20 protein-coding genes and 1 pseudogene are annotated in these 22,265 nt (G+C 33.5%); 10 read left to right on the top strand and 11 right to left on the bottom strand.

Going from position 1 to position 22,265, the window contains the following annotated elements; all coding sequences use genetic code 11:
• Window positions 1–14 precede the first annotated feature (14 nt).
• The 4 genes from H3S88_RS03975 to H3S88_RS03960 form a co-directional block, all read right to left on the bottom strand.
• Window positions 15–1,577, bottom strand: a complete 1,563-nt coding sequence (locus H3S88_RS03975) for a glucan biosynthesis protein G (RefSeq protein WP_198227093.1) — start codon at window positions 1,575–1,577, stop codon at window positions 15–17.
• A 17-nt stretch (window positions 1,578–1,594) separates the two neighbouring features.
• Window positions 1,595–2,260: a hypothetical protein gene (locus H3S88_RS03970; RefSeq protein ID WP_198227095.1), complete on the bottom strand. Its 666-nt coding sequence runs from the start codon at window positions 2,258–2,260 to the stop codon at window positions 1,595–1,597.
• Between the two features lie 151 nt (window positions 2,261–2,411).
• Entirely contained in the window at window positions 2,412–2,648 is a 237-nt protein-coding gene (locus H3S88_RS03965; RefSeq protein WP_086327761.1) for a YecH family metal-binding protein, read from the bottom strand.
• Window positions 2,649–2,824: 176 nt separating this feature from the next.
• A complete protein-coding gene (locus tag H3S88_RS03960; protein ID WP_198227097.1) occupies window positions 2,825–4,765 on the bottom strand; it encodes an exoribonuclease II in 1,941 nt (646 codons plus the stop codon).
• Between the two features lie 136 nt (window positions 4,766–4,901).
• On the opposite strand from H3S88_RS03960, the gene H3S88_RS03955 reads away from it, so the two are divergent.
• The gene (locus H3S88_RS03955) at window positions 4,902–5,675 is read left to right on the top strand and encodes an alpha/beta fold hydrolase (protein WP_198227099.1); all 774 of its coding nucleotides are present in this window, start codon (window positions 4,902–4,904) and stop codon (window positions 5,673–5,675) included.
• Between the two features lie 31 nt (window positions 5,676–5,706).
• Here H3S88_RS03955 and H3S88_RS03950 read toward each other — a convergent pair whose 3' ends face one another.
• From H3S88_RS03950 to H3S88_RS03935, 4 genes are read right to left on the bottom strand one after another with little or no spacing between them, the layout of a single operon-like run.
• Entirely contained in the window at window positions 5,707–6,030 is a 324-nt protein-coding gene (locus tag H3S88_RS03950) for a prepilin-type N-terminal cleavage/methylation domain-containing protein (RefSeq protein ID WP_086326307.1), read from the bottom strand.
• Window positions 6,023–6,460: a DUF2509 family protein gene (locus H3S88_RS03945; protein WP_198227101.1), complete on the bottom strand. Its 438-nt coding sequence runs from the start codon at window positions 6,458–6,460 to the stop codon at window positions 6,023–6,025. Before H3S88_RS03945 ends, H3S88_RS03950 begins: the two co-directional genes overlap by 8 nt.
• Complete coding sequence (locus tag H3S88_RS03940) at window positions 6,429–7,007, bottom strand: prepilin peptidase-dependent protein (RefSeq protein ID WP_198227103.1); 579 nt, start codon at window positions 7,005–7,007, stop codon at window positions 6,429–6,431. The genes H3S88_RS03945 and H3S88_RS03940 overlap by 32 nt, the downstream gene beginning before the upstream one ends.
• A complete protein-coding gene (locus H3S88_RS03935; RefSeq protein WP_198227105.1) occupies window positions 7,001–7,477 on the bottom strand; it encodes a prepilin-type N-terminal cleavage/methylation domain-containing protein in 477 nt (158 codons plus the stop codon). Before H3S88_RS03935 ends, H3S88_RS03940 begins: the two co-directional genes overlap by 7 nt.
• Before the next feature lie 220 nt (window positions 7,478–7,697).
• On the opposite strand from H3S88_RS03935, the gene dapD reads away from it, so the two are divergent.
• The 7 genes and pseudogenes from dapD to H3S88_RS03905 all read left to right on the top strand — a co-directional run bounded on the left by dapD (window position 7,698) and on the right by H3S88_RS03905 (window position 14,835).
• Complete coding sequence (dapD, locus tag H3S88_RS03930) at window positions 7,698–8,522, top strand: 2,3,4,5-tetrahydropyridine-2,6-dicarboxylate N-succinyltransferase (RefSeq protein ID WP_198227106.1); 825 nt, start codon at window positions 7,698–7,700, stop codon at window positions 8,520–8,522.
• A 104-nt stretch (window positions 8,523–8,626) separates the two neighbouring features.
• A complete protein-coding gene (locus H3S88_RS03925) occupies window positions 8,627–9,118 on the top strand; it encodes a YajQ family cyclic di-GMP-binding protein (protein ID WP_025316067.1) in 492 nt (163 codons plus the stop codon).
• Window positions 9,119–9,346: 228 nt separating this feature from the next.
• A pseudogene (locus H3S88_RS13340) lies at window positions 9,347–9,547 on the top strand (glycoside hydrolase family 3 C-terminal domain-containing protein); the annotation flags it as partial.
• A gap of 51 nt (window positions 9,548–9,598) precedes the next feature.
• The gene (locus H3S88_RS13335) at window positions 9,599–9,892 is read left to right on the top strand and encodes a fibronectin type III-like domain-contianing protein (protein WP_255519156.1); all 294 of its coding nucleotides are present in this window, start codon (window positions 9,599–9,601) and stop codon (window positions 9,890–9,892) included.
• A gap of 60 nt (window positions 9,893–9,952) precedes the next feature.
• Entirely contained in the window at window positions 9,953–11,653 is a 1,701-nt protein-coding gene (locus tag H3S88_RS03915; protein WP_198227110.1) for a sensor histidine kinase, read from the top strand.
• Window positions 11,647–12,366, top strand: coding sequence for a two-component system response regulator BtsR (gene btsR, locus H3S88_RS03910; RefSeq protein ID WP_198227112.1), 720 nt, complete (start codon window positions 11,647–11,649; stop codon window positions 12,364–12,366). The genes H3S88_RS03915 and btsR overlap by 7 nt, the downstream gene beginning before the upstream one ends.
• A 321-nt stretch (window positions 12,367–12,687) precedes the next feature.
• The gene (locus H3S88_RS03905; RefSeq protein WP_232352445.1) at window positions 12,688–14,835 is read left to right on the top strand and encodes a carbon starvation CstA family protein; all 2,148 of its coding nucleotides are present in this window, start codon (window positions 12,688–12,690) and stop codon (window positions 14,833–14,835) included.
• 472 nt (window positions 14,836–15,307) lie between these two features.
• On the opposite strand, the gene H3S88_RS03900 is transcribed toward H3S88_RS03905, so the two are convergent.
• On the bottom strand, window positions 15,308–16,486 hold the full coding sequence (locus H3S88_RS03900) for an NAD(P)-dependent alcohol dehydrogenase (RefSeq protein WP_198227114.1): 1,179 nt from the start codon (window positions 16,484–16,486) through the stop codon (window positions 15,308–15,310).
• A 136-nt stretch (window positions 16,487–16,622) separates the two neighbouring features.
• Between H3S88_RS03900 and H3S88_RS03895 the strand changes: the two genes are divergently transcribed.
• A complete protein-coding gene (locus H3S88_RS03895; RefSeq protein ID WP_198227116.1) occupies window positions 16,623–17,516 on the top strand; it encodes a LysR family transcriptional regulator in 894 nt (297 codons plus the stop codon).
• A gap of 348 nt (window positions 17,517–17,864) precedes the next feature.
• Here H3S88_RS03895 and H3S88_RS03890 read toward each other — a convergent pair whose 3' ends face one another.
• Both H3S88_RS03890 and H3S88_RS03885 read right to left on the bottom strand, forming a co-directional pair.
• Window positions 17,865–18,332 (bottom strand): NfeD family protein, encoded by a 468-nt coding sequence (locus H3S88_RS03890; RefSeq protein WP_198227118.1) that lies wholly within the window; start codon window positions 18,330–18,332, stop codon window positions 17,865–17,867.
• Window positions 18,333–18,438: 106 nt separating this feature from the next.
• Window positions 18,439–19,347 carry an SPFH domain-containing protein gene (locus H3S88_RS03885; protein ID WP_198227120.1) on the bottom strand — a complete coding sequence of 303 codons (909 nt, stop codon included), beginning with the start codon at window positions 19,345–19,347 and terminating at the stop codon, window positions 18,439–18,441.
• A gap of 306 nt (window positions 19,348–19,653) precedes the next feature.
• Between H3S88_RS03885 and H3S88_RS03880 the strand changes: the two genes are divergently transcribed.
• Entirely contained in the window at window positions 19,654–22,164 is a 2,511-nt protein-coding gene (locus H3S88_RS03880; RefSeq protein WP_198227122.1) for a sel1 repeat family protein, read from the top strand.
• Window positions 22,165–22,265 lie beyond the last annotated feature (101 nt).

Here is a 22,265-nt window from a genome sequence, read left to right as displayed (position 1 = left end):
TTATCTTATTATCGTTATTGCCCTGGATATTGACCGCTCCAAGTTTCAGATAAAATCTGATTCGTTTTTTCTGAAGCTAATTGAACGCGAATATCCGTTGGTTTTTTATTGTCTTGAACATTAAATCGAATAAGAACTCGCCAACCTTTTGTTACAGAATTATATTGTACTTCACAGCTCACAATAGATCCGTTATTGATGCTTGATATTGCTTTAACAGGCTCTTGTTCTGATAAATTAGGACCAGCAAAGTCAATAATATAAGCGTTCGAACCATCAAGTTTACGAATTAAATTTGCTTGTTTTATATCACCTAATGATAATCGAGTGCTAATTGCTCTAGCTACATTATCGGGATAACGTTGCTTTTCATTTAATGAATAGTGTAATCGGTACCTAACATCAAGACTGTCACCAGCTTTATATTGTTTTGCAGGTACCCAGAATGAAACGATATTATCGTTTGTTTCATCTGCTGTAGGGATTTCAACCAGTTCAACCCGACCTTTTTGCCAATTGCCTAAGATTTCTGTCCAAACGCTAGGACGCAATTCATAATGATCATCAAGATCTTGGTAATCTTCAAATCCGTTATCTCGTTGAATCAATCCAAAACCTTTAGGATCTTCAAAACTATATGAAGAAAAAGATAACCGTTTTGGATTATTTAATGGTCGCCATATCCATTCACCACTGTTTGATAAAATGGATAACCCATTAGAGTCATGCATTGCTGGTCGATAATTTAATAAAGGTGATGGCTGATTTGGGCCAAATAAATACATGCTAGTTAACGGTGCAATACCAAGTTTTTTCACCGAATCGCGGAAAAATATTTTAGCTTGTACAGTTATTGTTGTATCCACACTTGGTACTAAAATAAGTTTATAAGCACCCGTTACGCGAGGTGAATCAAGTAAAGCATAAATCACTAAATGTTTTTGTTTAGGAGATGGTCTTTCGATCCAAAATTCTTTAAAACGAGGGAACTCTTCACCCGTCATCTCACCAGTATCAATCGCTAACCCTCGAGCGGACAAACCATATCGTTGATCTTTTCCAACTGCTCGGAAATAGCTACCACCAAGAGCTGTAAAAATTTCATCATCGGTTTTAGTTGGGTTGTTTATTGGATAATGAACTTTAAATCCGGCAAATCCAAGTTTTTTCGTGTTTAGATGATCTAATCCGACTTTACTTAAATCAAAATAACTCGGATCAAATTTAATTTCATTAACCTGATTATTGACAATTTCATTGATTTGGACAGGTGTATCAAAATACATCCCTTCATGATAGAACTCTAATTTAAAACGAGTTTTTTTGTCATTCCAATAAGCTTTTTCATGATTAAATTGAATTTTCTGATAATCAGCAAATTGTAGCGAGGCTAATTCATTGGGGATATTTTTAGAGGGTTGTACATAACTTTTCTTTGCTAGCTTTTCTGCTTTAGTCACAACATCATTAAATGAAAAAGCGTATGAAGAAAAACTAATACAAAGAGCTGAAACTATGCAAAGCATTTTGCACGTTGCTGTTTTACTGAACTGACTGATGGGTAATAAATTATACATAAAAACTCGCATTAAGATTATCGGAAAATATTTAAATAATTGATAATGTTATTTTTAGGATCATTCACACACTTTTCCATAAATTCTGTCTTCATCTCTTGAAGAATACTTGGATTTTCGTCAATCAAAAAGTGAGAATAGTTATCCTTAAGAATTTTAGTATGCAAGATTGATAAGTCTCCTTTATTCATTTTGAATAAAGTTTGAAAAGTAGAAATTTTACTATTATTGTTGGTATAGATGGCTGCTGTAAAATCTGCTGAAAGATCGCAATATTTTTCAATATTCGCTTGGGTAGCATTGATTTTACTTAATTCAATTTTGTGTTCAATTTGTTTATCTTCAATGATTTTTTTAATTTGAATATTATATTTTAAATTATAGTATTCATTAAGGTAAAAATTTAAAACACAAGCTGATTGGTTTGGGTCGTTGACACACTTTAGAATACCTTCATTAGAAATGTATTCATTAAAATTTTGTGATTGGAGTAGTTTTTGTAATTGATCTTTTGCATTAACCACATAAGGGTTATTCGATTCTGTTTGTTGCATTAGCACAGATAATGGATCCATTTCAATCTGTGGTGGCTCTTCAATTTTAATTGGTGTAGCCGATTTATGCGCACAACTGGCAATAAAAATAGGAACCATTGTGCATATAAAAATATTACTTAATTTCATATATAAATTCCATGAATATATTTTTCGAGTTGTAATTTTTGGGCAGGCTAGATCTGCGCGAAATTATATACTCATATTCTATTAAATACACTATACGATTAGTTTAAAAGTGTAAAAAAGCATACTGAACATTCACTAATATCTTATAGAGTTAATGACGACAGATTTTTGTTTCGTTGACTGTAAATCCAGAATTATTATCAGGTTTGAATTTACCTTTTAACTTTAAAAAGCAGATGAGTTGTTCAGCATTCATATTAGCTTCAGAGCAAGTGTGAAATTTAGCATTTTTGCCAAACCTTTTTTCAATGGCTTCAAGTAGAGATGATTCTGTATAGTTATTACCAGCCATCATTTGTAAGACTTCATGTCCATGAATTGATAACATAGCACCCTCTGAATCTTATTTTTTAGTTGATACAAATATTTTAATGGATGAAGAAAGATATCAGATATTGTTAAGAAAAAAAAGTGTTTAAGCGTTAAAATATCATTAATTATTAGTTAGGAAACCCCTATGTAATACTAGGGGTTGTTGAAAAAATAAGATAATTCTGAATTCAATTATTCATCTGTAACTAATTTTACTATTATTGATTGATTCTCTTTCTTAACTTGATGCATTTTCACAGTAAGAGTATCTGAAAGTTTATAGCAAATATTATTATTAATTTTAATGACACCCTCTTCAGGACTTGAAACTATTTCCTCTCGATTAGAGTGAATCATTGAAAGTGGTAAAAATACAAATGCACCAATATCAGTTAAACGTAGACGAGCACCGCCGCGGTTGATATCGACAATTTCAGCAACAAAATTATTACCAATTTTATCCGATAAATATTGAACATAAAGATTTTCAGCGATATCACGTTCAGCATAACGTAATAATTTGCGCCTTTCATTCATGATTTTCAACTGCTCTTTATCGGGTTCATTCAAGGTTTGTGAACGTAAATAATTTTTGATTAAACGATGATTAATCATATCTCCATATTTGCGTATTGGTGATGTCCAAGTTGCGTAAGCAGTTAATCCTAAGCCAAAATGAGGTTGTGGTTGAATAGAAAAATCGGCAGGACTTTGACATTTGCGGAGCCGAGCCGTTAAAAACGCATCATTATCGATAATTCGTCGTAATTTGATATACCCATCAAAAGATAATAAAGATTCTTTATCAAATCCTTCAATACCATGATTGGTTAAAACTTTTAAAATTTGATCAATAAATTTAATATCAAAACCTGAATGAATATTGAATATACCAAATCCAATTTTATTATTTAATAGCAAAGTTAAGGCTTGATTCGCGATGATCATGACCTCTTCAACAATTTGACGTGCAATTCGACGAGATTCTTTATTGATGGATTTTACATGACGGTTTTCATCAAGCACAAAACGATAATCATTGCTATCTTTAAACACTAACGCATTGTTTTGTCGCCAAATGGTTCTGGTTTTTGCTAAGGATGACAATAAATTGAGTTGTTCGGGTAAGGTTGCGTTATTAGATAGCAATTCATCATTATTTTCTAAAAAATCTGAAACATTATTATAAGAAAGTTTCGCTTTTGATTCGATAAATGCGGGCATAAAAGTGATACTATTTTCATCTATTATACCATTTGAATCAATATTAATATTGCATACTAACGCTGGTCGTTTTTGGTTTTCTTTTAAAGAACAAAGATCATTTGCTAACTCTTTAGGTAGCATTGGAATATTAAAATCGGGTAAATAAGTTGTGAAATTTCTTTGTTTAGCAATTTTATCAAGTTGACTGTCTTGTAAAATATACGCAGTTGGATCTGCAATAGCGACTTTCAGTTGGTAATTACCTTGTTCGTCCTTTGAAACGGCAATAGCATCATCCATATCTTCTGTATATTCACTATCTATGGTAAAAAAGTCTATATCGGTTAAATCTTGACGATTAGTCAGTTCATTTTCATCAATTGTTAATGTGTCCGGCTGTGGTGAATTATCTTCTAAATTATATCTGGCCAGAGTTTTTAACCAAGGTAGATAGATTGAACTATTTTCAGCAATAAAATGCGTAATTTCCGCTACAAAATTATTTTTACCTTCTTCAAGAGGATGAGAAATCAATTTGGCAACGACCCAATCATCTTCTTTAAGTTTTTCTTGAATTTGTTTGTTAATTTTACAGCGGATGGCTAAATTTGCAGGCATGTTTTCAGGATAAATAACCATTGTTCGCTCTTGAAAACCTATTTTTCCTATAAATCTTTGTAGGGGGCTTTCAATTAATGATTCTGGTTCAAAAACCTTTTTATCACCATTTTCAATTACTGTTCCAGATACTTTATCGCCATTGCATACGGTTTTCATTTTATTTGCAGTAATGAAATAACTGGTTTTATTATCAACATCTAAAAAACCAAATCCTTTTTCATGGGCTCGGACGGTACCTTCAATACGAGGTGTTTGTTGATGAAGTTCTTGCTTTAGTTGTGCAAGTAGCGGATTATTTTGAAACATACGATTTAACACTTTTAAAAAATTGTTTCAAGATTTTATCATAGTTATAGAGATTATTGTTATTGAATTAATAGTTGGTGACTTTAGCAATAACTATATAATATTAATATTTAACTATAAAAGACTAAGTTGGAATATGAAATTAAATTATAAATTGCAAGGTATAGGGCAGCCAATTGTTTTTCTGCATGGTGTATTTGGTAGTTTAGATAATTTAAATATGTTAGCTAAAGATCTGGTATCTGATTATCAAACCATTCAAGTTGATTTGCGCAATCATGGGCAATCTCCTTGGTCTGATCAAATAAATTATCCCGCTATGGCGCAAGATGTAGCTGATCTTTGTCATGAACTTCAATTAAAAGATATCATTTTAATTGGTCACTCTATGGGGGGCAAAGTAGCGATGCAATTATCACAAGTCATACCGCAGCTCATCCAAAAAATCGTTGTAATTGATATTGCACCAGTAAAATATAGCAGTTCGCCCAATGCCATTATATTAAGAACTTTAATGTATTGCCTTAATAACCAAATCACCGATAGAAAGCAAATTATGGCAGTTATGCAAGAAGCCGGTCTTAGCGAAGCGACTTGTTTATTTTTATTAAAATCTTACAAAAACCAACATTGGTTATTTAATTTACAAACTATCAATGATCAATATGCTAACATTTGCGACTGGCAAACCATACCATCAAGTTCGCCATGTTTAAAACCAATTTTATTTATTCGTGGAGGGAATTCGGTTTATTTAGCCGACAAATATCAAGATACTATCTATGCTCAATTTCCTAATGCTAAAATTGTTACGATAGAAGGTGCTGGTCATAATGTACATGCTGAAAAAACACAACAAGTTTTACAACTGCTACATGATTGGTTAAATTGCTCATCTGATGATGTATAATTTCAATATTTTCAGTATTTAATATCGATAATTAATTACAAAATAGCCGTTTTTGTTTTACTGATTTAAGATTGTTCGGTGTAACAGTAACTAAAACCATTTTGCATCTACTATTGTATGGATCACTTTGTAGCGTATATTGCCAACCATTTGGAATGATATGGTTAGCAATATCCGGATAACTTTCAAGGAGTTCAAACGCTATTTGTTCTGCTTGTAACCGATTAGAAAGATAATGATGCTGATGAATAAGTGTTTTTTGGAAACCTGTAAAACCAAGAATAATTATTGAAAATAGTAAACTTGCTATCATTAATTCAATTAAACTAAAACCCATACTATTTTTATTATTCACAATCACCACTCCTTTTTTCTGGACAGTAATCTAACCAATGACCTTTTTCTACAACCAGTTTTGTCCCCTTAAAATGTGCAAGAGAATATAAAAAGAAATCGTCAGCCTCGCCTCGCAAAAGTTGATAATTATCCACTTTTAATTGTGATTTTTTTACACAAGCTTTTAATTGGTATTTTGTGTCTTTTAAGCATTGCCACTGATCAGTTGGTGTTTGCCAATCTTGCGTTAACGCCCAATTTAATGCCGAACAGGCTTGATTGAATCGTTTGTAATAGCGAGTTTCCATAGCAATAGTTTTATGCCAGGAAATCAATAGTTGATTAAAACCAGTTAATAATAGTAATCCAATGACCATTAAAATAACGACCATTATAATCGCGCTAAATCCGTTTTCATTATTTTGATTCAGTATTAGATAGGTTTTCATTTTTGATTATTTTAGTCACCTGATATTTAATGTGTTTCTGTTTTTTTAATTCTGCTCCTATCGATAATTCAATGGTGTTATTTTTGTGTTTAATGTCGAATTTCGTAACTTTAATTTCAGCAGGGTCAAATAATTTTTCCCACTTAGTTTCTTTGCAATTCACTGCGCCTGTTCTGTATTCAACATTATTATTTTTAAAGCGATAGGTAAAAATATCAGAATTGTTCAAGTTCCAAGGATCGTAGACCCAATCATGGCGGATTTCACTGTCATATCGGATAATCATACAATTTTGAGCGTTCACAATCTCTAGGGCATTATTTTTCATTTTATGCGGATCATCGGCGATAAATCCCGCTCGTTTGATGTCTTTTGATAAACCAATTAATGCTTGCTCAACAGCTTGTTGTAAATGCGTTATTTGATAATAATACAATGTATTTTGTTGTAATTGATAATAAAAAGAGGTTGCACTAATAATAATCAAGCTTGTTAAAGTAATGCTGATTAGCATTTCAAGTAATGAAAATCCTAACTCTTTTAACATGGTGGTAAACTAGGTAAATAACTGTTCAACTGGCAAAATCGAATGCGTCCACGGTAGGAAACAAAAACCTTACTTTTACCAATCTCATTAGAGAGTTCTAAGGAAAATGATTGTGCCATATTGCGTCTTCCCCAAAAGTAAATAAGTTTTTTCTCAGTTAATCCAGTAATTTCTACAGAATTATTCGGTTTGATAAAATGTAATTCACCTTGTTTACATGATGCAGGGCGTTCTTCTGAGGTAATTGTTAAACACCACGGGGATGAAAAAACAAAAAGTTTATAATTTTGATTTTCAGTATAAGCTTTAACTTGAACTTCATTTAAAAAGTAAGCTAATTGTTGTGTTGTTGAAACTAATTCATTACGAAGTGCAATTGCTTTCCAATGATGAATTCCCACCGTTGCAACAATTGAGCTAATACCTATAATTATCAAAAGTTCGAGTAATGAAAATCCTTGAGTATGCATAATAGTTTTGTGCTTAAAATGGATATGGATGATTCTACAATTTACTCAACAAATGTTTTTTAGTTAGGAAAATTTTGTGTAATTTATTCCAAATAAAGTTTATTTTTTTCTTGCTGAGCTTACTCGTGTTGACAAACCACTTAAAAAGCAAGACAGATTATATTATACTGTTTATCCATTTTATATTTACTAACGGACTTATAAGTAAAGGAAATTCGAGATGCAACAATTACAAACTATTATCGACGCAGCCTTTGAACGCCGCGCGGAAATCACTCCTTCAAATGTTGATACAGTAACACGTGACGCAATTAATCAATGTATCGCTTTATTAGACAGCGGTAAAATGCGTGTTGCAGAAAAAATTAATGGTGATTGGGTGACTCATCAATGGTTAAAAAAAGCGGTGTTGCTCTCTTTCCGTATTAATGAAAACCAACTTATTGATGGTGGCGCAACCAACTATTACGACAAGGTACCGTTAAAATTTGCTGAATATGATGAAGCGCGATTCCAACAAGAAGGTTTTCGTGTTGTACCATCCGCGATTGCGCGTAAAGGTGCTTATGTGGCACGCAATACCGTGTTAATGCCCTCTTATGTCAACATTGGTGCATACGTTGATGAAGGCACAATGGTTGATACATGGGTAACCGTTGGATCTTGTGCGCAAATTGGTAAAAATGTTCATTTATCTGGTGGTGTAGGTATCGGTGGTGTGTTAGAACCATTACAAGCTAACCCAACAATTATTGAAGATAACTGTTTTATCGGTGCTCGTAGTGAAATCGTTGAAGGTGTAATAGTTGAAGAAGGTAGCGTAATTTCAATGGGCGTATTTATTGGTCAAAGCACTAAAATCTATGATCGTGCAACAGGCGAAGTCCATTACGGTCGCGTACCAGCTGGTTCAGTGGTGGTATCCGGTAACTTACCAACCAAAGATGGCAAATATAGCTTATATTGTGCAGTAATTGTTAAAAAAGTTGATGCAAAAACTTTAGGTAAAGTAGGTATTAACGAGCTACTACGTACCATCGATTAATTTAGCTGCCATCGTCTTTATATGCCGCCTCATTAGAAAGGCGGCAAATATTTTATTCATTCTTAAATTTAATCATATTTATAATCACTCTAAGAGGAGAGTCTATGCCTTCTTTTGATATTGTCTCTGAAATCCAAATGCCTGAGGTTAAAAACGGTGTCGAAAATGCTACGCGAGAGTTGGCAACCCGTTGGGATTTCAAAAACGTTGAAGCATCGTTTGAATTAAATGAAAAAAATGAAACGATCAAGGCAACGAGTCAATCTGACTTCCAAGTACAACAGTTGCTGGATATTTTACGTGATAAGTTAGCCAAGCGTGGTATTGATGGTGGTGCTTTAGAAATCCCAGAGGAGATGGAACACAGTGGAAAATTATACAGCATTACTGTCAAGCTTAAACAAGGGATTGATAAAGAGTTAGCTAAGAAAATTGTAAAGGCTATCAAAGATAGTAAAATAAAAGTGCAGGCTCAAGTACAAGGTGAGCAAGTTCGTGTTACAGGTAAATCTCGAGATGATTTACAAGCCACTATGGCTTTAGTTCGAAATGGAGAATTTGGACAACCATTCCAGTTTACTAATTTTAGGGATTAATCAAAATTAACATCTATTTTTGTCGACATTAGTCGGCAAAGTTAACCTTTAAACTATTCAATTTATTATTGTCAAAAAGTTTGAGGTTAACACTACGTTTTAGTATGAAAAATTAAAATAATTATAGTTAAAGCGCCTTAAATATGAAAATCAACTCGGTATAGAATAAGATTTTATTCAACGAATATACCAAGCTTATGCTATACTTGATATTTAAGCGCAGAAGGCGGTAATGCTATCACGGATGTATTGTTTGGTGATTATAATCCTTCAGGTCAATTACCTATGTCTTTTCCTTATAATATTGAACAGATCCCCGTTTATTACAGCCATTCAAACACTGGGCGACCAAGGGGGACTAAAAACATGGGTAAATATACAACTTCCTACTTTGACAGCTCTAACGAACCATTATTTCCATTTGGTTTTGGTTTGAGTTACACCGATTTCAACATTGATTTTGTTCTATCCAGCACAGAGATGACAAAGAACAGTGAAATAGTTGTAACCGCTAATATTGAAAACATTGTTGATAAACTAGGAATCCAAACCGTACAATTGTATCTACAAGACATAACGGCGTCGGTGAGCCGTCTAGTCAAACAACTTGTTGGTTTTGAAAATATTACTTTAAAACCGCATGAAAAAGGACAAATAAAATTTGTAATTAAATATAACATGATAAAATGCAATATGTTGCCGAACTTGGTAAATTTAATGTGTTCATTGGCTCTGACTCGACAACTCATAATAAAAAGACGTTTACTTTATTAGACAAATAAGTCAGTAATTTTTTATCGAAATTTTTGATGGTTTCGATTTGGTAGCAATATTATGTTTGAATTTGATCTTGTATTACAGCTACTACAACAAATGTGTGTTTACTTAGTGATTGCTTATTTACTAAGTAAAACACCTATTGTTATTCCTCTTATGCAAGTTACTGTGCATTTACCTCACAAATTAGTTTGCTATTTTATCTTTTCTTTATTTTGTATTATGGGAAGCTATTTCGGCTTACATATTGAAGATACGATTGCTAATACCCGTGCTATAGGCGCTATTTTGGGTGGACTCCTTGGTGGGCCTATAGTTGGGTTTCTTGTGGGCATCACTGGTGGATTCCATCGCTATTTGATGGGTGGCATTACTGCCGAAAGTTGTATGTTATCAACAATTTTAACGGGTCTATTAAGTGGTCTGCTCCACTATGTATTAATGAAAAAAGGACGGGTGGATCTTATTTATAATCCTTTTATAGTGGGTATTTTAGGATTATTGGTAGAATCACTTGAAATGGTGTTAGTGCTTGTCATCTCTCGACCTTTTGATGTTGTTTCGCACGCTATCAGAAGTATTGCGGCTCCCATGATTGTTGCCAACAGTATTGGCGCTGCGATGTTTATGCGGATTTTATTAGATAGACGGGCAATATTTGAAAGATATACTTCGGCTTTCTCAGCTAAAGCATTAAAAATTGCTGTCAGCACCGAAGGTTTATTACGTGATGGTTTTAATCAACATAATAGTACCAAAGTTGCTGAAATTATTTATCAACAACTTGATATAGGCGCGGTGTCGATCACCGATCGAGAAAAAATATTAGCTTTTATTGGTATTGGAGATGATCATCATAAACCTGGCACGTTAATAACATCCAATAGCACTTTAGAGGCGATTGAAAAAAATGAAGTACAATATCTTGATGGGGTTCATCAACCTTATCAATGTTCAATAAGTAAAAATTGTCGTTTAGGCTCAACTTTGGTTATACCACTTCGAGGTGAAAACAATACCGTTGTTGGTACAATTAAATTGTATGAGGCAAAAAATACCTTATTTAGTTCAATCAATCGAACGCTTGGCGAAGGTATCGCTAGCCTGCTGTCCGCACAAATTTTAGCTGGTCAAAATGAACACTATAAACAACTGCTGTCTAAAACTGAAATTAAATTACTGCATGCGCAAGTGAATCCTCACTTTTTATTTAATGCGTTAAATACTTTGCTTGCCGTCATACGTCGTGACAAAACGCAGGCCTCGCAATTAGTTCAAAATCTGTCTACTTTTTTTAGAAAAAACTTAAAAAGAACTGAAGAGATAGCCTCTTTAAAAGATGAACTTGAGCATGTTAATGCTTACTTACAAATTGAAAAAATGCGATTTATGGAGCAGTTGACTATCGAATTTGATATTCCAGCCGAATTAGAATTTGTACAATTGCCGGCATTTTCACTACAACCCATTGTTGAAAATGCGATAAAACATGGTACTTCACAATTGATAGGTATAGGTAAAGTAATTATTCGCGCTCACGCCTACAGCCAATCGATAATATTAGAAGTAATTGATAATGCTGGTAATTACTGTGAAAATAAAAAAGATAATAAAGGATTAGGACTTAATCTTGTCGATAAACGAATTAAGATTCGTTATGGTGAAAAATATGGTATCAATATAGAATGTGAACCAGATAAGTATACTAAAGTAATGTTAACCTTGCCTTTGCAAAAGGATACGAATGTTCAATGTTAAAAGTTATTATTGTCGATGATGAATTACCCGCACGCGAAAATTTACGTTGCTTATTAGAAACTGATCCTGAAATATCTATTATTGCTGAATGTAATAATGCTATGGAAGCAATTCGTGAAATTCATCGGCTGCAACCAGATGTTGTTTTTTTGGATATTCAAATGCCCAAAATAAACGGTTTTGAAATGTTATCTATGCTTGATCCACAAACAAAGCCTAGGATCGTATTTTTAACAGCTTATGGCGAATTTGCTATCAAAGCATTTGAGGAACAAGCTTTTGATTATTTACTTAAACCAGTTGAACAAGAAAGATTAAATAAAACTCTATATCGTTTACATCACCAATGTTTATTAGGAAATACAAACCAATTAAAAGAAGTGAATCAGGGTTTAAAATACATTCCATGTGTTGGTCATAATCGAATTTACTTGTTAAATTTGGAGGATGTCTTTTATGTTTCATCGAAAATCAGCGGAATTTATGTTTTTAATCAATCCAATAATGAATATTTTACTGAGTTAACCTTAAAAACACTTGAAGACAAAACACCTTTAATACGTTGTCATCGGCAATACCTAGTTAATTTAAAAAAACTGAAAGAAATCCGTTTTAATGATGCAGGCGGTGTGGATGTCATTTTTATCAATGATATATCTGTTCCTGTCAGTCGCCGTTATTTAAAATGCCTTAAAGAAAAGTTAGGTCTATAACAATTGGATATAAGCATATTTCACGGGTAGATGTTTTGCCAAAAATGTTTTACCGCTTAGTGTCTAATTTTGACCACTCATAGTCTTAATCTAACCTGAAACTTAAATATTATTACTATTTTTACAAGTTAAAAATTACTATATTCTCGAACGTAAATGGACCGTTAGTTGATATATTAATCCATTGAAATTATGTGGATTTAATCTTTGAGTAATGTTAAAAATTTTTTATTAATCATTCGTAACAATCGTTAAATAGCATCTGTTTTGATGGACTAAAGTATCAAACTAATTAATTTTAAACTTATAAAGAGAATTATTATGAATAATAAAGTCTTTAAGCATATTCCATGGCTAATCTTGGCCCTTATTGGAGCATGTTGCCTTGCTGTTGTTGCCTTAAGGCGTGGTGAACATGTTAGTGCACTTTGGATTGTTGCCGCTTCGGTATCAATTTACCTTGTTGCATATCGTTATTACAGTTTGTATATCGCCTCAAAAGTCATGCAACTCGATCCGACTCGCGCAACTCCGGCAGTTATTAATAATGATGGTTTAAACTTTGTGCCAACGAATAAATATGTCTTGTTTGGTCACCATTTCGCTGCTATTGCAGGTGCCGGTCCTCTTGTCGGTCCTGTTCTTGCTGCACAAGTAGGTTATTTACCGGGAACACTTTGGCTACTTGCTGGGGTCGTTTTTGCTGGTGCGGTGCAAGACTTTATGGTTCTATTCTTATCTTCACGCCGTAATGGTTCATCATTGGGTGAAATGATTAAAGAAGAGATGGGGCCTTTTCCGGGAACCATTGCTTTGTTTGGTTGTTTTTTAATTATGTTAATTATACTAGCCGTATTAGCATTAATTGTTGTTAATGCATTAGCTGAAAGTCCTTGGGGGGTGTTTACCGTCTGTTCAACTGTACCAATTGCCTTATTTATGGGTATTTATATGCGATTCCTAAGGCCGGGACGAGTTCTAGAAGTTTCAGTTATTGGTATTGTGTTATTAATCTTATCAATATGGTTTGGTGGCGTTATTGCTAGTGATCCTTATTGGGGACCGGCATTAACCTTCAAGGCGACCACTATCACCTTTGTTCTTGTGGGTTATGCTTTAGTTTCTGCCATGTTACCTGTATGGTTAATTTTAGCACCGCGCGATTATTTAGCGACTTTCTTAAAAATTGGAGTAATTGTTGGTCTAGCAATAGGTATTGTTATTTTAAATCCTAATTTAAAAATGCCAGATGTTACTCAATATGTCGATGGCATGGGTCCTGTTTGGAAAGGTTCGTTGTTTCCATTCTTATTTATTACCATAGCTTGTGGTGCGGTTTCGGGATTCCATGCACTGATTTCATCAGGTACTACGCCGAAATTATTGGCTAATGAAAACGACGCACGTTTTATTGGTTATGGTGCAATGTTAATGGAATCTTTCGTGGCAATGATGGCTTTAGTTGCAGCATCAATTATTGAACCGGGCCTCTATTTTGCAATGAATACTCCGCCAGCGGCGTTAGGTATCACCATGCCAGATTTGCATAAACTTGGGACTGATGAAGCACCAGTGATTTTGGCACAATTAAAGGATGTCACAACACATGCTGCTGCAACGGTAAGTTCTTGGGGATTTGTTATTTCACCTGAAGAAATCCTACAAACGGCAAAAGATATTGGTGAACCATCTGTGTTAAATCGTGCTGGTGGTGCACCAACGTTAGCAGTGGGGATTGCTCATGTATTCCATCAAATTCTTCCGGGTGCCAATATGGGCTTTTGGTATCATTTTGGGATCTTATTTGAAGCACTGTTTATCCTTACTGCATTAGATGCAGGTACGCGATCTGGTCGCTTCATGTTACAAGACTTATTAGGTAACTTTGTACCATTCTTGAAAAAAACAGATTCACTTGTAGCAGGCTTTATTGGTACATTAGGTTGTGTTGGTTTATGGGGTTATTTACTCTATCAAGGCGTTGTCGATCCATTAGGTGGTGTTAAGAGCTTATGGCCATTATTTGGTATCTCTAACCAAATGTTAGCGGCTGTTGCGCTTGTGCTTGCAACTGTTGTATTAATTAAGATGAAACGAGCCCAATATGTCTGGGTAACAGTTATTCCAGCAATATGGTTATTAATTTGTACAACATGGGCATTAGCATTGAAATTATTCAGCAATGATCCGCAATTAGAAGGATTCTTCTATTTAGCAAGCGAGTATAAACGTCGTATCGCTGAGGGCGGTTCATTAACGCAACAGCAAATTGATAACATGCACCATATTGTAATCAACAATTATACTAATGCAGGCTTAAGCATTCTATTCTTGGTTGTTGTTTATAGCATTATCTTCTTTGGTATTAAGACAGCTTTAAAAGTTCGTAATAACAAACATAGAACCGATAAAGAAACCGCTTATGTACCTATTCCAGAAGGTGGTGTAAAAACGTCTATGTCACATTAGTTAATCATCATTAGGATGTTCTATTAATCAGGCATCCTAATGGTAGTGATAAATAATTAATTTTCATTTTATGCTCATCAATCAATATCGGTTGATGAGCATTTTTTATAAATAAATTTACGGATTGAAAAATAGATTGCTATTTACTTTTCCCTAATTTGGTTTTATTGGAAAGATTTCCATGTTGACAGCTTTTGCTCGTTACCTAATCCTATCTTGCATGTAATAGAGACAGCTCTATTTTTTAGAAAGATATCGTCAATTTTTGATTTAATGATTATTAACTCATCAGGATAAAGGCAACATCAAAAATCTTGCCAATGATGTGAACTTTTCTTGCTTTTTTCGTGAAGCTTTATACTATCGGAAAGCAGTATCTTTGTATCCTCAAACCAAAAGCCGTTCATTTAATACGACTTTTGGTTCTAATGATGTTTGATGATACGTTTTACCTTTAATTTACTAATTTAATCTAAATGGTGGCGGCATCAATCACATAACGGAAGCGTGCTTTTTTCGCTACCACATCTTTCCACGCTTGATTAATTTGATTTGCACTGATCATTTGAATTTGTGGGCGCACTCCTGTTTGAGAACAGAACTCCAAAAGCTCTTGAGTTTCAGCAATACCGCCAATCATTGAAGCATTAAAATTTACCCGTGACTGTGACAATACAATATTATTAATATCAAGCATAAAATTTTTCCCCATTCCGACCACGGTAAAATAGCCAAATGGTTTCACAGTTGCCGCGTATTGTGCTGCATCAAACTGTTCTGGCACGGTAGCAATCATATAATCTAATTTGCCTTTATAAGGTTGTAATTTACTAAGATCATCAACTACAATCACTTCTTCCACACCAAGTTTACGGATATCTTGTTCTTTTTCAGCCGTCGTAGTAAAGGCATAGACTTTGGCTCCTTTGGCAATAGCAATTTTCACAGCTAAGTGCCCTAAACCTCCAATGCCGACAACGCCGACTTTATCACCCTTATTAATTTTGTATTTCATCAATGGCGAATATGTTGTTATGCCAGCACACAATAATGGTGCGGCTTCTTGTAGTTTAATGTTTTCAGGAATATGTACCGCAAAATGATCGCGTACTACAATGTGACTGGAATAACCGCCTTGAGTGATTGAGGTTGGCTCACGGTTGTCTGGATTGCCATAGGTGAATAGCGTTTGATCATTGTCACAATGTTGTTCTAAACCATTTTTACAGCTTTCACATTCTAAACAAGAATCAACCATGCAGCCCACACCTGCACGATCACCTATTTTAAATTTGGTCACATTTTTCCCTACGGCAACAACAATGCCCACGATCTCATGACCCGGTACTTGCGGATAGGTCATTTTGCCCCAGTCGCCTTTTTCTTGATGAATATCTGAATGACAAATGCTAGCGTATTTGATTTCGATTAATATATCATTATCTCCTACAGGGCGACGTTCAAACTCCCATGGACGCAGTTCTCCCGATTCATCAAAAGCGGCGTAGGCTTTTGTTTTTACATTACCGCCTGTGTAATGATATTTCATTTGGGCGGTTGGGATAATTGAGGCAGTATGAGCAGACACCATACCTACTCCGACAGTGGCAGACAATTTTAAAAAATTACGTCGAGAAATTAATGTGTTCATAATTGAATCCTTATCCATTATGTTTTATTAGCAATTCACCTTTTTTATAAAGCTATCGATTACATTGTAATCTACTGAATGATCTCTTAAAATGACTAAAATAAGAAAACACAATTCCAAAAAATGAGATCATGAATTGAATCGTTTAGATGCGTTGAAATATTTTGTAGTAGCGGCAGAAGTATTGAGTTTTAAAAAAACCGCTGCGCAATTTTCTGTTTCACCACAGGTGATCACCCGAATGATTGCCGAATTAGAAAATGATTTGGGCGAACCACTATTTAAGCGAAATACCCGAAGCATTACGTTGACTGATTTTGCCGAGAAGTTTATACCTAAAGCGGTGCATTTTTTGCAGGAAGAAGAGCAGTTATTTGGTTTGCCCAAAAATGCAAAAGATGAATTACGTGGTACAGTTCGAATCACTTTACCACCGTATCCATATTTCGACCGAATTCTATACCAATTATTGACCGCACTGGCTCCATATCCACAGATTAATATCGAATGGCGGACGGATTTTGAAATTCTTAAAGCTGTAGACGACCAAATCGATATCGGTATTCGCATTAGTAAAACGCCCAACGAACATTGGATTGCTAGAAAAATCTATGTTATGCAAGAGCCGATTGTTGTATCACCTAAACTTATCACCCAAACAGGTTTGCCAAAAGATATATTTGAATTGGCACAAAAATTTCCTGTAGGGAATATTTTTAATTCAAGTACTGGTAAAGCATGGGATTGGATTATAGGTGATTTGCCAATACCTCTGGTCAATCCTTGTGTCGTTACTACCGATTTAAAGAGCTTACTGCAAGCTACATTAGCAGGTCGAATTTTTGCGCCGATTGCTCGCCAAGATTGCCAGCATTATCTTGACTCAGGAGAGCTGGTCGTTGTGTTCGATAATTACGAAAATGAAATATGGTCATTTTATCTTTACAGGCCAAATCAAACAATTACCCCTAAACGGGTATTACTTGTTTATGAAATATTAGAACAACTTTTAACGGAATCGACTACTTAAAATACCAATACCAATACCAATACCAATTTTTTAGTGACCCAAACCCAAAGATAAATTTATATATCAGTTTTAAATTATTCGTTATAAAAAATATCATTTTTAGTCTAATAATTTAAAACACTAGGCTTCATCTTAGGCAATTAATGAGGATATTCTTGTCTAGGGCATCGGGATTTAATTATCAAAATAACATAATAATATTTAGTTTCGAATGTATGAATTAAGAGAATTTTACCGAACAAATACTCGTTTTAATTATTGAGTATTTTGCGATTATGACCATAAAAAAACGCGTCAATGACGCGTATTGTAATTAAATTGTTTCTGATTAATTCAACCAATACAGTATCACTCATGATTTAATGGTTTTACATGCAAAGTTAAACCATTAATTGAAATAACCTCAACTGATTGACCAACATCGAGATCTTTATCACATCTTGCTGACCAAGTCCCATCTTTAATTTTAACTCGCCCTGAACCATTAATAATCGCATCGGTAACAACCGTTTTAATGCCAATTAACTCCTGTTGAGGTTGATTGATCTGATTTTTTCGTGATTGATTGTGATCTCGTTTTTTTAATACAACCCACCAAATATAAGCTGAAGTAAGAGTGAAAATAGAAAAAAGGATCCATAAAATAGGCCAAGATAAAGGTAAAATCCAAGCGATTAAACCAACAGCAATGGCTGCAATTCCACTCCAGAGTGCATATCCGCCCGTTCCTAATAGTTCAGCAATCAGCAAAAGACCGCCTAAAGCAATAAATACCCAGTGAGGAGAATCATAAATAACCATTAAAAAATCAGACATTGGTTTTACCTTTCATTTATTGATTGAAATATATTTTTCAATTATCCCCTAGCTAATTGGTTATCAGCTAGGAAATTTATGTTACTTAACCTTACTTTAATACGGATTATTTAGAATTTTTAATTAATTCCGCAATACCGCCAATGCTTCCCATCAGCGATGAAGCGTCAAGTGGCATCATTACCACTTTACTGTTATCTGAAGCGCCGATCTGTTGTAATGCCTCAGTATATTTTTGGGCAACAAAATAGTTAATTGCATTAATATTACCAGCGGCAATCGCATCCGAAACCATTTGTGTTGCTTTTGCTTCCGCTTCTGCGGCACGTTCACGAGCCTCAGCTTGTAAAAATGCGGCTTGCTTTTCACCCTCGGCTTTTAAAATTTCTGACTGTTTTTCACCCTCGGAACGTAAAATAGCAGCTTGTCGGATCCCCTCAGCTTCTAGAATTTCAGCACGCTTATTACGTTCAGCTTTCATTTGTGCATTCATGGCTGCAATCAATTCTGCCGGTGGGCGCACATCTCGGATTTCAATACGGGTAATTTTAATGCCCCAAGGACTGGTTGCATCATCAACAATACTCAGTAATTTTGAGTTAATGTGATCACGTTGTGATAACATCTCATCAAGCTCCATACTACCAAGTACGGTACGAATGTTGGTCATCATAAGATTAATTACTGCACGTTCAAGTTGATTGACTTGATAAGCGGCTCTTGCGGCATCTTGGACTTGAATAAAGCAAACTGCATCAATTTGCACATTAGCATTATCTTTAGAAATGACTTCTTGAGATGGAATATCAAGCACTTGTTCCATCATATTGATTTTACGACCTACACCATCCATAAAAGGAATAATAATATTTAAACCCGGTTCAAGAGTGTGAGTATATTTACCAAAACGCTCAATAGTATATTGGTATCCTTGTGGCACAATGGTAATGGCTTTAAAAACAGTTACTACAGCAAGTAAAACAATCACTACAATAAGAAGATAAAATATAGGCATAAGTTAAATTCTCTGGTTTTTAGGGATAATTTAAAAGTGTAAATCATTTTAATCGCTATAAGGTACTTTGACAAATTATTAGTTTACATAACTGTATGAAATTAAAATAGCTTCTTGCATTGATTCTTCTTATAAACATATTTATAACAAAATTGTTTAAAATAAAACCTATTAACAAAATGTTTTCGTATTTTATTTAACTATTGATAAAATCAAATGATACAAAAAGTATACCTAATGTTATTAACAGTGTAACACCTTAAATACTATTAATTGACTATAAAAATAATAAAAAAAGGAATTGGAATGGAACAACAAAAAACAGAAGCAGAAATTGAACAGGAAATTGAACAACTCAAAAAAATTACTCGGAAAGATGGTCAAGATGGTGATGAGGAATATGCACAAGCTCAATTTGAATTGGGTACAATTTATTACGAATATAAAAAAGATTGGCAGCAAGCGATAAAACATCTTTTAAATATTAAACAGGCGGATAATCCAGAAATATATGCTAATGCACAATTGAATTTAGGTTTTATCTATCTAGAAGCAAAATTTAACATTGAGATGGCTGAACAATGTTATTTAAATGTTAAAAAGGAAGATAATCCTAAGGTATATGCTCAAGCACAATGTAAATTAGGTGTTATCTACCAAACAGTAAAGTATAACATTGAGATGGCTGAACAATGTTATTTAAATGTTAAAAAGCAAGATAATCCTAAGTTATATGCTCAAGCACAATGTAAATTAGGTGATATTTACCGAAAAGAAAAACATAACATTAAGCAGGCTGAGCACTATTATTTAAAGGTTAAAAAGGATGATAATCCAGAGGCATATGCTCAAGCACAATTGAATCTAGGTATTATTTGCCAGAATGAAAACAATAACATTGAGAAGGCTGAACAATGTTATATAAATGTTGAAAAGCAAGATAATCCAGAGGCATATGCTCAAGCACAATTGAATCTAGGTATTATTTGCCAGAATGAAAACAATAATATTGAGAAAGCTGAACAATATTATATAAATGTTAAAAAGAAAGACAATCCAAAGGCATATGCTCAAGCACAATTATATTTAGGGATTATTTACCAATATGAATATAATAATTATAATCGGGCGGAAGAATATTATTCAAGTATTGAAAAGCAAGATAATTCAGTGGCATATGCTGTGGCACAATTTAATTTAGGTGTTATTTATCAAAATAAACAACATATTGAACTAGCTGAATATTTTTATTTTAATGTTGAAAAGGAGGATAATCCAGGGATATATGAATTTGCACAATTTTATTTAGGTGATATTTACCAAAATCAACATAATATTGAGAAGGCCGAACGCTGTTATTTGAATATTGGAAAGCAAAATAATCCAATAATATATTCTTATGTACAATGGATATTAGGTGATAATGTTTTCTTTAACAAAACAAAAGTTAAATTAAAATCAGCGGAAGAGTATTATCAAAATGTGGTTTATTATGATGATATTTTTGGAATTTATATTGTTGCTCAAATGATGTTATCTGTGATTAGCAATAAAGATTCATCAATATTTGAAAAAAAACAAAGGGATAATCTTGTTGCTAAAATTTGTGATATTAGAGAATTAACACTTCACATACAAAAAGAACTACTTGTAGAGTTTAATTTAAATGAATCTGAAAATAATGATGGACTAATATTTGAACGGCAAGTGGCTCATTATACAAAACCAGAAGTGTTATTTAACCTTTTAAAAAATAAAAATAAACCAAGTGATTTTCGTTTAAATGTGGTGGATTTTATGAATGATCCAACTGAAAACAAAGTTTTAACTGACTCGTTAGGTGTTAAGACTGAAAAAGATAATGAAATCAAAACTTTTTTATCTAGTTTTTCATTTAATCATAATTCATTAAATCAATTCAGGCTTTATGGTAATGAAAACAATATTGTCGGTTCAAGTGTTAGTTTGGTTTTTAATAAAAAGTTTTTTGGTGATGATATTAATAGAAGTATTAATCCTGAGAGTATTAATCATTTGTTCAATAATACTGCTTTAGGTTTACCAATAAATGATTCAGCTAAAAGCGTAGTGGCAACTATGGGATTAGATAATTCAAATGATAATTTGAATCATAAGAACGATAAAACCGAGAATAATTTAAACGAAAATTCAGACCTAAAAAACTCTGAAATTGTTACTGAAAAAAATATTACATCTTCTGTTGGTTCTTTGCCATTATTCCGTTGTCTCTATTTTGATCCAAAAAATGGTTACATTAGTATTGCTAAACGTAACAAGTACTCCTTTTATTTAGAACATCAAAGTGATTCTGCTGAAAATATTGATGCTAAGTGGAATAATTATTTAGACTCGCTAAATGAAGAAGCAAAAATAAATACAGTTAGAAAAAAATTACAGCAAATTGAAGAAATTATTCATTCTTTGAAAAATCCTGAAGAACCTAAGCAAAAAGAGATAATCGAAAAAATAACTAATTTGGATCAATTGATTGCTTTAGCATTGATGCCTATCTCATGCTTAGTCAAGCATGCCGCCTTTGAGGATGAAGATGAATGTCGGATGTTTTATATTACCAATATTGCTGATGAGTTAATACAAGCACCGAAAGATTATGCTTATGCAAATAGTCTATTTGTTAATTATGGCAAAATAGAAGATTATCTTGAAAAGATCTATTTAGGTCCTCAATGTCAACCTCACCATAAATTGTGGATCACAAACCATGTGAGAACTTCTCAATCTAAAACCAGAAGCAAACCGATTAAAGTAGTTCAATCAGAAATGCCATTACGTTAATAATAAAAAGCGCGTATTGAAGTGACCCCCAATAGTTGGACAACCACTAACTGGGGGTCTTTTTATGTCAAAATATAGTCGAGATTTAAAAATTATCATAG

Source organism: Gilliamella sp. B14448G11 (genome assembly GCF_016101765.1).
GTDB lineage: Bacteria > Pseudomonadota > Gammaproteobacteria > Enterobacterales > Orbaceae > Gilliamella > Gilliamella apicola_N.
The sequence above is the reverse complement of the archived record's forward strand: the minus strand, read 5'-3'. Positions and strand labels throughout refer to the sequence as shown.